This is a genomic window from Rhodococcus sp. DMU2021, from assembly GCF_019641445.1.
Lineage (GTDB): Bacteria > Actinomycetota > Actinomycetes > Mycobacteriales > Mycobacteriaceae > Rhodococcus > Rhodococcus pyridinivorans.
Genome location: NZ_JAIFKB010000010.1, coordinates 142,155 through 156,385, shown reverse-complemented (window position 1 = coordinate 156,385; position 14,231 = coordinate 142,155). Strand labels below are relative to the sequence as shown.

Genomic DNA, 14,231 nt, shown 5'->3' with positions numbered 1-14,231 from the left:
CCCCGGTCGGCAGCGCGCGTCGGATCAGCGTGCGCTGCCGGAGGGATTCTTCGCCGCCGAGTCCTCGCCGGCCGCTGCCTGGTTCGGAGCCTCGGTGCGCCGACGGTAGGCCGCCCGCGCGGTCTCGTCGGTGTTCAGTGCCAGCGACTGCAGACCGAATGCCGCGGTGATGCGGTGACGGGTCGCTTCCGGCACCGCCTTCCGCGCTCCGAGGATCGCGCCCGCCGTGCGGGGCACGTACCGCAGGCCGGGACGAGCCGTCGCGATCACCTGCACGATCGCGGCGGCGACCTCGTCCGGGCCGATCACGGCGTGCTCGGTCGCGGAGTACAGCGTGAGGCCGGGGGCGCCTTCGATGCCCACGACGGAGCCGAGATTGACGATGTGTCCGTAGTCCTGTTCGGTGAACCGCGCCGCGGCCGGCTTCGAACCGAGGATCACACCGCGGACGTTGATGTCGATCTGCCGGTCGGTGACCGTGTCGGTCTCCTCGAGGAACGCGCCGGTGGGCATGATGCCGGCGTTGTTGACGAGCACGTCGATCCCGCCGAACTCCATGTGGGCCAGGCTGAGGAATTCGTCGAAGGATCCTCGGTCGGTGACGTCCAGAGGCCACCGGAACACCGTGGTGCCGAAGCGCGCATCGATCCGGGCGGCGGTGCACGGGATCTTCGGTTACGCCCTGATGAGCTGTGCGACGGTGCGCGACGGCATCGAGGTGGGCACCCGTTTCTTCGATCTCACCTTCGCCTTCTCGCGCGCCGCCCTGGAGTATGCGGGCGACGAAGTCCGCTTCTGCCTCGACGACCGGCACGTGCCGGCGCAGCTGCGGGGCTTCCTGCTGGAGCGCGACGTCCCGGGGATTCTCGCCCATTGGGGTGCGCTGTGGGGGCAGCCGTCCGAGATCCGTCGCATCGAGGTGGCCGAATCGCTCGGTGAGCGGATCGCGCCGGTGTTTCGCGACCGGGGGTTCCTGGTGAAGACGACGGCGTCGACGCATGCGGTGGTAGTGGACGCGCGGGCGTTGGACCGGCCCATGCCGACCGCGAGCCCGGAGGCCGCCGCCGTACTGCTGCGGGAGTGCGCGGAACTGCTGCAGCGCAGACAGAACCACGGCGAGCGAGGCGCCCGCGTGCGGGAAGTGCTGCTGCGCCGGGCCGCGGAGGGCCCCACGCAGGACCAGGTGGCCGCGGAGCTGGGGTCGAGTGTGCGCACCCTCCGGCGGCAGCTGGGGGAGGAGGGGGCCTCGTACCGGGCGATCGTGGCCGAGACGCTGGGGGACGATGGCGGGGGAGCTGCTGGATGCGGGCCTGCCGGTGGAGAGGGTGACGCACCGTCTGGGCTACGCCGATGCGTCGAGCTTCTCGGTGGCGTTCCAGCGGTGGACCGGCCGGACGCCGGGTGGGCGAGGACGGGAGAGACGCTCGGTCTGAGGCGACTGCGGGACCGGTTCGAGAGCTCTTGGAGATATTCGGAACAATACGGAAATCATAGAAAATCAGAATCCATCCCCCTTCAGGACCTACTCACCGCACAGCGGGGCACCAGCTACCAACCACCAAACTTGCCAGGAGAACGTCGGTGTCAGCGGCTCGATGCCTCCGGGCGTCGAGTCATGGCCAGGGGAACGAGCACACCGAGCAGCGCGGCAGGCAGCAGGAACGCGAGGACCGGGTCGGCGCCGTACACCGGCGTCAGCAGGAGAGGGGAGAAGGCCGCACCGCCGAAGCGGAAGGCCTGCACGACGGACACCGCGCCACCGCGGTTGCCGCCCGGCCCACCGAGCACCGCGGCGTTGACCCCGACGAGGATGAACTGCGAAGCGATACCTGCCAGGAACCACGCGACGCCGAGCACGACGAGCCACGGGACGGTACCGACGACCACGACCAGCGCTGCGCCGCTCACCGCGCCGATGAGCACGATCGCGCGGGCACCGACGCGGTCGATGAGCATCCCGACCGGCCGGGAACTGAGGATGCCGGCGAGTCCGAACACGGTGAGTACCACGCCGCGTTCGGACGGGGACAACCCGAAGTCGTCCTCGACCCGGAAGGCGAGGAGGAATCCGAGTCCGCCGAGCGCACCCCAACCGAGCAATGCGACCAGCCCGATACGCAGGACGCGCGGGGTCAGCGCGTCGCGCAGTCGGACCCGAGTGGTACCGGACGGGTCGTCGCGCACCGATTCGGGCAGGCCGGCGAGCGCCAGGAGCAGCGCGGCGCCGGCAAGCACGACGAACGCCCATCTCCAGCTCACCTCGGCGGCGAGACCGCCGATCAGTGGGGCGACGGTTTGGCCGGCGGCCTGCATCGCCCCGAACAATCCGAGAGCGCGGCCGAGCCTGTCCTTCGGGGTGATAACGGCCAGCGCCGCGAGCAGCAGCGGAGTGGTGAACGCGTTGGCCGCGCCCTGCAGCATGCGGGTGCCGATGAGCACCGAGAAGGTCGGCGCCAGCGCCGCGGCGATCGAGACCGCCGCGTAGACGAGATAGGCGGTGCGCACGGTGCGGACGCGTCCCCACCGTGCGCCGAGCGTGCCGGAGAACAGCATCGCGGCGGCGAACACACCGAGATAGGCGGTGACCGTCGTCGCGGCTGTGCCGGTGGACACACCGGTGTCGGCGCCGATCTCCGGCAGCATCGACACGACGACACTGCCGCCGAAGGGACCGAGGAAGCCGCCCGCGTACAGCGCCGTGCGCTGCAGCGGTTCGCGCAGATCCCTCACTTGTTGAAGCCGCCGGGGCCCCGTCGCCGCAGATAGCGTTCGAACTCGGCGGCGAGGGCGTCGCCGTCGATCTTGGCGATGACCTCGGAGATGTCCTCCTCGGCCTCGGCGTCGCCGCGCTCCTCGAGGGTGCGCACGTACTCGGCGATCTCCTCGTCGTCCTCGATCATGGCGGTGACGGTCTGTTCCCACTCCTCGGCGAGGAGGGGGAGTTCGCCAAGGGGCACCTCGAGGTCGAGGACGTCCTCGACGCGGCGCAGCAGCGCCACGGTGGCCTTGGGGTTCGGCGGGTTGGACACATAGTGGGGGATCGCCGCCCAGAACGACACCGCGGGGATGCCCGCGCGGACGAAGGCGTCCTGCAGCACGCCGGTGATCCCGGTGGGTCCTTCGTAGCGGGAGGTCTGCAGCTTGAAGCGTTCGGCGGCCTCGGAGCTGTAGGCGGTGCCGGTCACCGGGACCGGGCGGGTGTGCGGGGTGTCGGCGAGCAGTGCGCCGAGCAGGACGACGGTGTGGACCTCGAACTCGTCGACGAGTTCGATGATGGCGTCGCAGAAGCTGCGCCAGCGCATGCTCGGCTCGATGCCGTGCAGGAGGACGATGTCGCGGTCGCTGCCGGGCGGGGAGCACAGCGACAGCCGGGTGGTGGGCCAGTCGATCTCGCGGGTGACCCCGTCGACGAGCCGCACCTGCGGCCGGTTGACCTGGTAGTCGTAGTACTCCTCGGAGTCCAGCTCCGCGAACGGCTCGGCGTCCCAGATCAACTCGAGGTGTTCGACGGCGCCGCTGGCGGCGTCGCCGGCGTCGTTCCACCCTTCGAAGGCGGCGACGAGCACCGGATCGCGCAGGACGGGGACGTCCTGGTCCGGGGTCTCGGGAAACTCGGGTGTACTCACTCGTCCAGCCTACGACCCGGCCCGATCCGGGCGCCCACTAGTCTGAAGGGCATGTCCACCCCACTTCATTCTGTCCTGCTCGATGCGCTGAGCCAGCGCGTTGTCATCGGAGACGGGGCGATGGGCACCATGTTGCAGGCCGCGGATCTGTCGCTCGACGACTTCCGCGGTTTGGAGGGGTGCAACGAGATCCTCAATGAATCTCGTCCCGATGTGATCCGGGGGATCCACCGGGCGTACTTCGAGGCCGGCGCCGATGTCGTCTCGACGAACACCTTCGGCTGCAACCTGCCCAACCTCGCCGACTACGACATCGCCGACCGCATCCGTGAGCTGTCCGAGCTCGGTACCCGCCTCGCCCGCGAGGTCGCCGACGAGATGGGTCCCGGCGCCGACGGCATGGCCCGGATGGTGATCGGGTCGATGGGTCCGGGTACGAAGCTGCCCACCCTCGGCCACGCGCCGTTCGCTGCGCTGCGCGACGCCTACGGTGAGGCGGCGCTGGGCATGCTCGACGGTGGTGCCGACGCGATCCTGGTGGAGACCTGTCAGGACCTGTTGCAGGCGAAGGCCGCGATCATCGGTAGCAAGCGGGCGATGGAGCAGGCCGGTCGCCGGATCCCGATCGTTACCCACGTGACAGTGGAGACCACCGGCACGATGCTGCTCGGTTCCGAGATCGGTGCCGCGCTGACCGCCCTCGAGCCGCTCGGCATCGACCTGATCGGGTTGAACTGCGCGACCGGTCCGGCGGAGATGAGCGAGCACCTGCGGTATCTGTCGCAGCACGCGACGATCCCGGTGTCGGTGATGCCGAATGCGGGTCTGCCGGTGCTGGGCGCGAACGGCGCCGAGTACCCGCTGCAGCCGGAGGAGCTCGCCGAGGCCCTGGCCGGTTTCGTCTCCGAGTACGGGTTGACCTTCGTCGGTGGCTGCTGCGGCACCACCCCCGAGCACATCCGGCAGGTTGCGGCGGCGGTGCGGGGGGTGCAGCCGGCGCCGCGCGCCGCGCAGCCGGAGCCGGGTGTGTCGTCGCTGTATACCTCGGTGCCGTTCGAGCAGGACGCGTCGATCCTGATGATCGGTGAGCGGACCAACACGAACGGGTCGAAGGCGTTCCGTGAGGCGATGCTCGCCGCGGATTGGCAGAAGTGCCTGGACATCGCGAAGGATCAGATCCGCGACGGTGCGCACATGCTTGATCTGAACGTCGACTATGTCGGGCGTGACGGGGCGGCGGACATGGCGGAGCTGGCGTCGCGGTTCGCGACGTCGTCGACGTTGCCGATCATGATCGACTCGACGGAGCCGGACGTGATCAAGGCGGGTCTCGAGCATCTCGGTGGTCGGTGTGCGGTGAACTCGGTGAACTACGAGGACGGCGACGGTCCGGGTTCGCGGTTCGAGCGGATCATGGAGCACGTCGTCGAGCACGGCGCGGCGGTGGTCGCGTTGACGATCGACGAGGAGGGCCAGGCCCGCACCGCCGAGCACAAGGTGCGCATCGCCGAGCGGTTGATCGCGGATCTGACCGGTCGGTGGGGGTTGTCGCCGCAGGACATCATCGTCGATGCGTTGACCTTCCCGATCTCGACGGGTCAGGAGGAGGTGCGGCGCGATGCGATCGAGACGATCGAGGCGATCCGCCGCCTCCACGAGGCGCATCCGGAGGTGCACTTCACGCTGGGCATCTCGAATGTGTCGTTCGGTCTGAATCCGGCGGCGCGGCAGGTGTTGAACTCGGTGTTCCTGAACGAGTGCACCGCGGCGGGTCTGGATACGGCGATCGTGCACGCGTCGAAGATTCTGCCGATGGCGCGGATCCCGGAGGAACAGCGGCAGGTCGCGCTGGATCTGGTGTACGACCGGCGCAGCGAAGGTTACGACCCGCTGCAGAAGCTGATGGAGCTGTTCGAGGGGGTGTCGGCGGCGTCGGCACGCGAGTCGCGGGCGCAGGAGCTGGCGGCGTTGCCGCTGTTCGAGCGGCTCGAGCGGCGCATCGTCGACGGCGAGCGCAACGGTCTCGAGGACGATCTGACCGAGGCGATGAGGACCACCCCGCCGCTGGCGATCATCAACGACACGCTGCTGTCGGGCATGAAGACTGTCGGTGAGCTGTTCGGGTCGGGTCAGATGCAGTTGCCGTTCGTGCTGCAGTCCGCCGAAGTGATGAAGACCGCGGTGGCGTTCCTCGAGCCGCACATGGAGTCGACGGGCGACGAGGGCAAGGGCCGGATCGTGCTGGCGACGGTCAAGGGCGATGTGCACGACATCGGCAAGAACCTCGTGGACATCATCCTGTCGAACAACGGCTACGAGGTGGTCAACCTCGGCATCAAGCAGCCGATCGCGACGATCCTCGACGCGGCGGTGGACAAGCGCGCCGATGTGATCGGCATGTCGGGTCTGCTGGTGAAGTCGACGGTGGTGATGAAGGAGAACCTCGAGGAGCTCAACTCCCGCGGGGTCGCGGAGCAGTTCCCGGTGTTGCTCGGTGGTGCGGCGCTGACCCGCAGTTACGTCGAGAACGATCTGGCGGAGGTCTACGAGGGCAAGGTGTCCTACGCGCGCGATGCGTTCGAGGGTCTGTCGCTGATGGACCGGGTCATGGCCGAGAAGCGCGGTGAGGGTCCGGCGCCGGACAGTCCGGAGGCGATCGAGGCCGCCCGCAAGGCCGCCGAGCGCAAGGAGCGGCACGAGCGCAGCAAGCGGATCGCGGAGAAGCGCAAGGCCGCGGAAACGCCGGCGGAGATCCCCGAGCGCAGTGACGTCGCGAAGGATCTGCCGGTGCCGACGCCGCCGTTCTGGGGCACCCGGGTGATCAAGGGCATCCCGCTGGCCGACTATGCGGCGCTGGTCGACGAGCGTGCGCTGTTCCTGGGGCAGTGGGGCCTGCGCGGGCAGCGCGGTGGCGACGGCCCGAGCTACGAGGAGCTCGTGGAGACCGAGGGCCGGCCGCGGTTGCGGTACTGGCTGGACCGGTTGGCGACCGAGGGCATCCTGCAGCACGCGGCGGTGGTGTACGGCTACTTCCCGGCGGTGTCCGAGGGTGACGACGTGGTGGTGCTGACCGAGCCGCGCCCGGATGCTCCCGAGCGTTACCGGTTCACCTTCCCGCGGCAGCAGCGTTCGCGGTTCCTGTGCATCGCCGATTTCGTGCGGTCGCGGGAGGATGCGCTCGCGTCGGGCCAGGTGGATGTGTGGCCGTTCCAGTTGGTGACGATGGGGCAGCCGATCGCGGACTTCGCGAACGAGTTGTTCGCGTCGAATTCGTACCGCGACTATCTCGAGGTGCACGGCATCGGTGTGCAGCTGACCGAGGCGCTGGCCGAGTACTGGCATCGGCGGGTGCGGCAGGAGCTGGCGTTCGCCGAGGGCGGCACGGCCGCGGACGAGGATCCGGAGGAGGTCGCGGAGTACTTCAAGCTTGCCTACCGCGGTGCCCGGTTCGCGTTCGGTTACGGCGCGTGCCCGAATCTCGAGGACCGCATCAAACTGGTCGAGCTGCTCGAACCCGAGCGGATCGGGGTGGAGCTGTCGGAGGAGCTGCAGTTGCATCCCGAACAGTCCACCGATGCGTTCGTGCTGCACCACCCGGAGGCGAAGTATTTCAATGTCTGATCGGGTGGAGGCGCCGCTCGCGGTGCAGACCGGTGCGCTGCGGGCGGTGCTGTGGGACATGGACGGCACCCTGCTCGAATCGGAACGCTTGTGGGACATCGGGATGCACGAGTTGTCGTTGCATCTCGGTGGGCCGATGAGCGACGAGACCCGCATCTCCACGATCGGGGGGCCGATGGATCTGGCGGTGCTGCGCACCTTCGCCGGGTTGGGTCTGGAACCGACCCCGGACGAGGCGGCGGCTGCGGCGGCGTGGCTGACCGACTACATGGGCCGGTTGTTCGCCGACGGGCTCACGTGGCGGCCCGGCGCGCAGGCCGCGCTGCGCACCGTCCGCGAGGCGGGACTGGGGTCGGTGCTGGTGACCAACACCGAGCGGGCGTTGTGTGAGGTGGCCCTCGCGACCCTGGGCCGTGAGCATTTCGATCATTCGGTGTGTGGCGACGAGGTGCCGGCCGGCAAACCCGATCCGGCGCCCTACCGTCGGGCTGCGGAGTTGCTCGGTCTGGATCCGGCGCAGTGTCTGGCGGTGGAGGATTCTCCGACCGGGGCGGCCGCGGCGGATGCGGCCGGGTGCACGGTGCTGGTGGTGCCGTCACTGGTGGATGTGCCCGGCTCGGAGCGGCGGGTGTTCCGGTCCACGCTCGAGGGGTTGAGCGCCGAGGATCTGCACGAGCTGCACGGTGCGGGGGTGCCCTGAGGTGGCGGTCCCGAAGATCGTGCTGTTCTACAAGTTCACCCCGTTGCCCGACCCGGAGGCGATCCGGTTGTGGCAGCACACCCTCGCGTCGTCGCTGGGGTTGACCGGGCGGATTCTCATCTCGGAGCACGGCATCAACGGCACCGTCGGCGGTGACATCGCCGACGTGAAGAAGTACGTGCGTGGCTTGCGCGGTTATGCGGCCTTCAAGGACACCGATATCAAGTGGTCCGACGGCACCGGCGACGACTTTCCGCGGCTGTCGGTGAAGGTACGTCCGGAGATCGTGACGTTCGGGGTGCCCGACGAGGTGAAGGTCGACGAGAACGGCATCGTCGACGGCGGCACCCATCTGTCGCCGCACGGCGTGCACGAGCTGGTCGCCGAGCGCGGCGACGAGGTGGTGTTCTTCGACGGCCGCAACCGCTTCGAGGCGCAGATCGGCCGGTTCCGGGATGCGATCGTGCCGGATGTCGCCACGACCCGCGATTTCGTCGCCGAGCTCGACAGCGGACGCTACGACCATCTCAAGAACCGCCCGGTGGTCACCTACTGCACCGGTGGGGTGCGCTGTGAGGTGCTGTCGGCGTTGATGCGCAATCGCGGGTTCGAAGAGGTCTACCAGCTCGACGGTGGCATCGTCCGCTACGGCGAGACCTTCGGAGACGAGGGCCTGTGGGAGGGTTCGCTGTACGTCTTCGACGGGCGGATGAACGTCGAGTTCAGCGCCGAGGCGCCGGTGATCGGCCGCTGCACCCTGTGCGGGACGCCGACCTCGCGGTACCGGAATCATCCGGATCTCCACGGCCGGGAGTTGACTCTGGTGTGCGAGGGCTGCGTCCCGGACCTCGTGGAGGCGTAGACCGGTGCGTGCTGCACCGCTGCCGGTGCGCGACGGGCTCGGCCCCGACCGCATCCGGATGCCCGCCGATGTCGACGCGGCCACGATCGTCGAGTTCCTGCAGGCCGGCCACCCCGAGGAGGACTGGGCGGCGCACATGGGGGCGGGGGAGTTGGTCGACGAGCACGGCCGCCGCGTCGATGCGTGCACGCCGTATCAGCCGACGCGGTTCGTGTACTTCTACCGCGATCCGCCGCCGGAGGTGCCGGTGCCGTTCCCGGTGCGTGTGTTGCATCGGGAGGACGGTCTCGTGGTGGTGGACAAGCCGCATTTCCTGGCGACGATCCCGCGCGGAGCGCACATCCGCGAGTCGGTGGTGGTGCGGTTGCGGCGCGAGCTGGAGTTGCCGCATCTGGTGCCGGTGCACCGGCTCGACCGGATGACCGCCGGGGTGCTGCTGTGCACGACGGATCCGGCATGGCGGCGGCCCTATCAGGAGCTGTTCGAGCGTCAGCGGGTGCGCAAGGTGTACGAGGCGGTCGCCGGTTATCGGTCCGACCTGTCGTTCCCGCAGGTGGTGCGCACGCGGATCGTCAAGCGGCACGGGGAGCCGACGGCCGAGCAGTTCGCCGACGAACCGAATTCGGAGACGCGCATCGAGCTGGTCGAGCGGCGTGGGGAGCTGGCCCGTTACCGGTTGTTCCCGCGCACCGGTCGCACCCACCAGCTGCGGCTGCATCTGGCGTCGTTGGGGGTGCCGATCGTGGGGGACAACTTCTATCCGTGGTTCCGGCGGCGCGACGCGGACGATTTCACCGATCCGCTGCGGTTGCTGGCGCGGTCGCTGGAGTTCACCGATCCGATCAGCGGGGTGGAGCGGCGGTTCGTCAGCGGGCGGGAACTCGAGTTCTGAGCGAGGGTTGGTGTCCTGGCTGTGGGGCCGGTGGCGGGGCATGAAACAATCGACCCCTGTGAAGACCTTCGATTCCCTGTTCGCCGAGCTGTCCGAACGCGCCGCGACCCGCCCCGAGGGCTCCGGCACCGTCGCCGCCCTGGACGCCGGCGTGCATTTCCAGGGCAAGAAGGTACTCGAAGAGGCCGGTGAGGTGTGGATCGCCGCCGAGTACCAGTCCGACGAGGAACTGTCCGAGGAGATTTCGCAGCTGCTGTACTGGGTGCAGGTGCTGATGGTGGGGCGGGGTCTGAAGCTCGAGGACGTCTACAAGCATCTGTGACGGCCGGTGGCCCGCTGTGCCGGTGCCGCCGTCCGTGCCCCCTGTAGATCCCTTCCTCGCTTCTGCTCGTCGTTCGAAAGGACCCAATCCGTCATGCTGCGCGTCGCAGTCCCCAACAAAGGTTCGCTGTCCGAGTCCGCCGCCGAGATCCTGCAGGAGGCCGGCTACCGTCGACGCACCGACTCGCGGGATCTGACGGTCATCGACCCGGTCAACGACGTCGAGTTCTTCTTCCTGCGGCCGAAGGACATCGCGATCTACGTCGGTTCCGGCGAGCTGGATCTGGGGATCACCGGCCGCGACCTGGCGATGGATTCGGGGGCTCCGGTCACCGAGCGGTTGTCGCTGGGCTTCGGGTCCTCGCGTTTCCGGTACGCCGCGCCGAAGGGCCGCGACTGGTCGGTCGAGGATCTGCAGGGTCTGCGCATCGCCACCTCGTACGCGAATCTGGTGCGTCGTGATCTCGCCGCCCGCGGCATCGAGGCCGAGGTGATCCGGCTCGACGGTGCGGTGGAGATCTCCATCCAGCTCGGGGTCGCCGACGCGATCGCCGATGTGGTCGGCTCGGGCCGGACGTTGCGGCAGCACGATCTCGTCGCCTTCGGCGAGTCGTTGTGCGATTCGGAGGGTGTGCTGATCGAGCGGGAGGATTCGGATCGCTCGGATCGGGCCCGCAACCAGTTGATCGCCCGTCTCGAGGGTGTGGTCTTCGCGCAGCAGTACGTGATGATCGATTACGACTGCCCGAAGCACCTGCTCGAGCAGGCCGTGCAGGTCACGCCCGGTCTCGAGTCGCCGACGATCTCGCCGTTGGCGAACGAGAATTCGGTGGCGGTGCGGGCGATGGTGCCGCGCAAGGGCCACAACGCGGTGATGGACCGGCTCGCCGAGATCGGTGCCCGCGCGATCCTCGCGTCGAACATCCGCTCGTGCCGGGCGATGCGCGCCCCCGAATAGACGCGCACCGATCCCGACATCTTCCGGTGCGGTCCCGCTGATCAGCGGGACCGCACCTGCACGTTCTGGGCGATGCGGCCGAGCGCGCCGGTCTCGTCGTAGAGCAGACCGGCGGTCATGCCGACCCCGTCGGGTCCGACGGACATCTCCGCGGCGATCCCCACCCAGTCCTGTTCGCGGAACTCGGGGGCGCGGAACAGGTGCACGGTCAGTTCGGTGTTGAGGAAGGTGTACTCGCGGGGGTCGAGTTTGGATCCGACACCGTTGGCGACGTCGGCGACGCTCATCAACCGGTCGAGCCCGCTGGGGGTTTCGCCTTCCACGAGGGCGATCTCGCTGCGCACCCACGCCGACGACAGGCCGGGAGCGCCGAAGGGGACGATGATGCGCCATTCGACGGTGTCGATGTAGCCGCCCTTCCAGAAGACGTGCGGGGCGGTGGCTTCGAAGTGGTCGGGGGCGGGCAGCGGGGTTTCGGAGGTCCGCGCGACCTGCGGCAGGTCGATGGTTTCGAGGCGCCAGCCGGTGCCGCGCGCCACCGGGCGGTCGGTGCCGTCGGGGGCGGTGGCCCACAATTCGGCGACGACCAGTTCGATGCGGCGACCGGGTCGTTCGATGTGGGTGCGCACCTCGAGGTCGGTGAGGGGGACGGGGCCGAGCAGTTCGACGGTGAGCCGGCTCAGGCGGGTGTCGGGGCGGGGCCGGTGCCGGTCGATGGCGCGGGCGAGCAGCGCCGAGGGTGGGGCGCCGTGCTGCAGGTGCGGTCCCCAGGTGCTGACGGTGTGTTCGGTGGGGCGGAACACCGCGATCTCGACGTCGTCGACCGGGCCGGTGGGGGTGGTCGGCCGGGGGACCGGCACGTAGTAGGCGGCGTCGCTCACTCGGGATTCTCCTGCTGCTCGATGCGGTGGGGCGCGCCCAGTGTCGATTGCGTCGCAACGCCGTCGGCGGGATACGGCGGTGGGGTACCGCCGAACGCCGGGCACAATGCCCGATGATCGCACCACCGGCAGCCGGGACCGGGATTGGGGCGGAAGTCGCCGCTGGCGCGCAACTGCCGGATCGTCGCCCACATCGCCCGCACGATCCGTTCGAAGCGACGCAGTTCCTCGGGGTCGGGCCGGTAGTGCAGCACCTGACCGTCGCCGAGATACAGCAGCCGCAGCGAGGCCGGGACGATGCCGCGTTGCCGCCACACGATCAGCGCGTAGAACTTCAGCTGGAACAGCGCCGCCCGCTCGCCGCGCAGGGACGGGGCGCGGCCGGTCTTGTAGTCGACGACATGCACCGCACCGGTGGCGTCGACATCGAGGCGGTCGATGATGCCGCGCAGCGGGACGTCGCCGTCGAGGGTGGTCTCCACCCGCAGTTCGCAGCCGTCGGCGGTGACCGCGGTGGGGTCCTCGACGGTGAAGTAGGTGTCCAGCAGCGCGGCGGCCTCGGCGAGGAACCCCGCGTCGTCGGTGTCCACGCCCAGATCGGGGGTGGCGGCGAGGACCCGGGCCAGGGCGTCGGGCAGCAGGGTCTGCGCGGAGGTGGCGGTGCGGGCCGGTCCGTCGAGGCCGAACAACGCTTCGAGGGCGGCGTGCACGACGGTGCCGCGTGCCTGGGCGCGGGTCGGGGGTGCGGTGAGCCGGTCGACGGCCTTGAAGCGGTAGAGCAGCGGGCAGCGGGTGAAGTCGGCGGCCCGGGAGGGGGACAGGGCGACCGGCCGCGTCGTGTCGGTGGGGGGTGTGGGCGCAGCTGTGGTCACACCTGGCAGGCTAGGACGCGGGTCCGACACGGTGCCGGACCCGCGTGCCCGATCCCGGGTGCGGGGCTGGAACGAAGGTGGACACGGCGATGGCGGTAGGCGGACTCGGGCGCAGCGGACCCTTCCAGGTGGGGGACCGGGTGCAGTTGACCGACGCCAAGGGCCGCAAGTACACCGTGGTGCTCGAACCGGGCAAGGAGTTCCACACCCATCGCGGCGGGATCCTGCACGACGATCTGATCGGCACCGACGAGGGTGTGGTGGTCACCTCCACCAACGGCACCCCCTATCTGGCGTTGCGTCCGCTGCTCGTCGACTATGTGATGTCGATGCCGCGCGGTGCGCAGGTGATCTACCCGAAGGACGCCGCGCAGATCGTGCAGGAGGGCGACATCTTTCCCGGCGCGACGGTGCTCGAGGCCGGCGCCGGTTCCGGCGCGCTGACGTGTTCGCTGCTGCGCGCCGTCGGCGAGAGCGGCCGGGTGATCTCCTACGAGGTGCGCGAGGACCATCTCGAATACGCCGAGCGCAATGTCGACACCTTCTTCGGGCAGCGCCCGGCGAACTGGACGACGGTGCTCGGCGATCTGGCGGACTACGACGTCGAGAAGTACGGCCGCGTCGACCGGGTGGTGCTGGACATGCTCGCCCCCTGGGATGTGCTCGAGACGGTGAAGAAGGCGCTGGTGCCCGGCGGGGTACTCATCGTCTATGTGGCGACGACGACGCAGCTGTCGCGGGTGGTCGAGGCGATGCGGGAGCAGACCTGCTGGACCGAGCCGCGTTCGTGGGAGTCGATGGTGCGCGGCTGGCACGTGGTGGGGCTGGCGGTGCGGCCGGAGCATCGGATGCAGGGGCACACGGCGTTCCTGGTCAGTGCCCGGCGCCTGCAGGACGGGGTGGAGACCCCGAAGCCGCAGCGCCGGCCCAGCAAGGGCTGAGCCGACGCCGACCCGCAGGGGTTATTCGCAGCTGAGCGTGCCCGCGGCCAGGATCGAGCAGGCGCTCTCGTCCGCGATGACCCAGGTGCCGTCGATCTGCTCGAAGGTCAGCGGCATCGGGGCGCCGCCGTGCGGGCCGGCGACCTCGGTGGTCGCGGTGACGGTGTCGGCGTCGACCGTGGTGATCTCGCCGACGGTGCCGGTGAGCGGGTAGCCGGCGAGCACACCGGTGAACTGATCGAGCACGGCGGTGCGCTCGGCGCCGTGCTCCACGACCGCGGCACGGTCCTCGGTGGTGGCGGCCGGGTCGAAGAACACGTCGATCTGTTCCTGCAGTTGCTCGACGGTGACCGCGGCGGTCACGGTGGTGCTGGTGGTCGTCGTTGCGCTGGTCGTGGCAGCGGTGTCGTCGCCGGCGTCGTCGGAGCTGCAGCCGGTCAGGGCGGTGAGGGCGGCGATCGCGGTGGCGGCGCAGAGTGTGCGAACTGGACGTGGGGTCACGGAGGAGTACCTTTCGAGAGAAACGGTCGACGCACGATATTTAGGGGAGCCTAACA

At 69.3% G+C, this 14,231-nt stretch carries 14 protein-coding genes and 1 pseudogene; 9 read left to right on the top strand and 6 right to left on the bottom strand.

The window, feature by feature from the left end:
* Positions 1-24: 24 nt before the first annotated feature.
* Complete coding sequence (locus tag K3M35_RS15565; protein ID WP_255312744.1) at positions 25-648, bottom strand: SDR family NAD(P)-dependent oxidoreductase; 624 nt, start codon at positions 646-648, stop codon at positions 25-27.
* On the opposite strand from K3M35_RS15565, the pseudogene K3M35_RS26915 reads away from it, so the two are divergent.
* A pseudogene (locus K3M35_RS26915) lies at positions 557-979 on the top strand (AraC family transcriptional regulator ligand-binding domain-containing protein); the annotation flags it as partial. The gene K3M35_RS15565 and the pseudogene K3M35_RS26915 overlap by 92 nt on opposite strands.
* Positions 980-1,283: 304 nt before the next feature.
* Positions 1,284-1,433: a helix-turn-helix domain-containing protein gene (locus tag K3M35_RS26910; protein ID WP_367889057.1), complete on the top strand. Its 150-nt coding sequence runs from the start codon at positions 1,284-1,286 to the stop codon at positions 1,431-1,433.
* A 151-nt stretch (positions 1,434-1,584) separates the two neighbouring features.
* Here K3M35_RS26910 and K3M35_RS15555 read toward each other — a convergent pair whose 3' ends face one another.
* Together K3M35_RS15555 and K3M35_RS15550 are read right to left on the bottom strand one after the other, a co-directional pair.
* Entirely contained in the window at positions 1,585-2,730 is a 1,146-nt protein-coding gene (locus tag K3M35_RS15555) for an MFS transporter (RefSeq protein ID WP_006552159.1), read from the bottom strand.
* Positions 2,727-3,626 carry a PAC2 family protein gene (locus tag K3M35_RS15550; RefSeq protein WP_064062048.1) on the bottom strand — a complete coding sequence of 300 codons (900 nt, stop codon included), beginning with the start codon at positions 3,624-3,626 and terminating at the stop codon, positions 2,727-2,729. The genes K3M35_RS15555 and K3M35_RS15550 overlap by 4 nt, the downstream gene beginning before the upstream one ends.
* A 51-nt stretch (positions 3,627-3,677) precedes the next feature.
* On the opposite strand from K3M35_RS15550, the gene metH reads away from it, so the two are divergent.
* The 6 genes from metH (at position 3,678) to hisG (ending at position 10,980) form a co-directional block, all read left to right on the top strand.
* A complete protein-coding gene (gene metH, locus K3M35_RS15545) occupies positions 3,678-7,247 on the top strand; it encodes a methionine synthase (RefSeq protein ID WP_024101032.1) in 3,570 nt (1,189 codons plus the stop codon).
* The gene (locus K3M35_RS15540) at positions 7,240-7,947 is read left to right on the top strand and encodes an HAD family phosphatase (RefSeq protein ID WP_064851807.1); all 708 of its coding nucleotides are present in this window, start codon (positions 7,240-7,242) and stop codon (positions 7,945-7,947) included. Before metH ends, K3M35_RS15540 begins: the two co-directional genes overlap by 8 nt.
* Position 7,948: 1 nt before the next feature.
* Positions 7,949-8,809: a rhodanese-related sulfurtransferase gene (locus K3M35_RS15535; protein WP_019289517.1), complete on the top strand. Its 861-nt coding sequence runs from the start codon at positions 7,949-7,951 to the stop codon at positions 8,807-8,809.
* A 4-nt stretch (positions 8,810-8,813) separates the two neighbouring features.
* On the top strand, positions 8,814-9,701 hold the full coding sequence (locus K3M35_RS15530; protein WP_019289518.1) for a pseudouridine synthase: 888 nt from the start codon (positions 8,814-8,816) through the stop codon (positions 9,699-9,701).
* 40 nt (positions 9,702-9,741) lie between these two features.
* Positions 9,742-10,023, top strand: a complete 282-nt coding sequence (locus K3M35_RS15525; protein ID WP_170318512.1) for a phosphoribosyl-ATP diphosphatase — start codon at positions 9,742-9,744, stop codon at positions 10,021-10,023.
* 93 nt (positions 10,024-10,116) lie between these two features.
* Positions 10,117-10,980 carry an ATP phosphoribosyltransferase gene (gene hisG / locus K3M35_RS15520; protein WP_006552165.1) on the top strand — a complete coding sequence of 288 codons (864 nt, stop codon included), beginning with the start codon at positions 10,117-10,119 and terminating at the stop codon, positions 10,978-10,980.
* Positions 10,981-11,021: 41 nt separating this feature from the next.
* Here the strand turns inward: hisG and K3M35_RS15515 are convergent, their stop codons facing one another.
* Entirely contained in the window at positions 11,022-11,861 is an 840-nt protein-coding gene (locus tag K3M35_RS15515; RefSeq protein ID WP_033098345.1) for a thioesterase family protein, read from the bottom strand.
* Positions 11,858-12,733, bottom strand: a complete 876-nt coding sequence (locus K3M35_RS15510; protein ID WP_220666655.1) for a RecB family exonuclease — start codon at positions 12,731-12,733, stop codon at positions 11,858-11,860. The genes K3M35_RS15515 and K3M35_RS15510 overlap by 4 nt, the downstream gene beginning before the upstream one ends.
* Positions 12,734-12,822: 89 nt before the next feature.
* Between K3M35_RS15510 and K3M35_RS15505 the strand changes: the two genes are divergently transcribed.
* Positions 12,823-13,674 (top strand): tRNA (adenine-N1)-methyltransferase, encoded by an 852-nt coding sequence (locus K3M35_RS15505; protein ID WP_019289521.1) that lies wholly within the window; start codon positions 12,823-12,825, stop codon positions 13,672-13,674.
* Positions 13,675-13,695: 21 nt separating this feature from the next.
* On the opposite strand, the gene K3M35_RS15500 is transcribed toward K3M35_RS15505, so the two are convergent.
* The gene (locus K3M35_RS15500; protein WP_220666654.1) at positions 13,696-14,175 is read right to left on the bottom strand and encodes a nuclear transport factor 2 family protein; all 480 of its coding nucleotides are present in this window, start codon (positions 14,173-14,175) and stop codon (positions 13,696-13,698) included.
* Positions 14,176-14,231 lie beyond the last annotated feature (56 nt).

What these genes read in the sequence shown, in the direction of transcription:
- K3M35_RS15505 (WP_019289521.1), top strand. Translation starts at nt 12,823, where the DNA reads ATGGCGGTAGGCGGACTCGGGCGCAGCGGACCCTTCCAGGTGGGGGAC.
- K3M35_RS15525 (WP_170318512.1), top strand. Translation starts at nt 9,742, where the DNA reads ATGAAACAATCGACCCCTGTGAAGACCTTCGATTCCCTGTTCGCCGAG.
- metH (WP_024101032.1), top strand. Translation starts at nt 3,678, where the DNA reads ATGTCCACCCCACTTCATTCTGTCCTGCTCGATGCGCTGAGCCAGCGC.
- hisG (WP_006552165.1), top strand. Translation starts at nt 10,117, where the DNA reads ATGCTGCGCGTCGCAGTCCCCAACAAAGGTTCGCTGTCCGAGTCCGCC.
- K3M35_RS15540 (WP_064851807.1), top strand. Translation starts at nt 7,240, where the DNA reads ATGTCTGATCGGGTGGAGGCGCCGCTCGCGGTGCAGACCGGTGCGCTG.
- K3M35_RS26910 (WP_367889057.1), top strand. Translation starts at nt 1,284, where the DNA reads ATGGCGGGGGAGCTGCTGGATGCGGGCCTGCCGGTGGAGAGGGTGACG.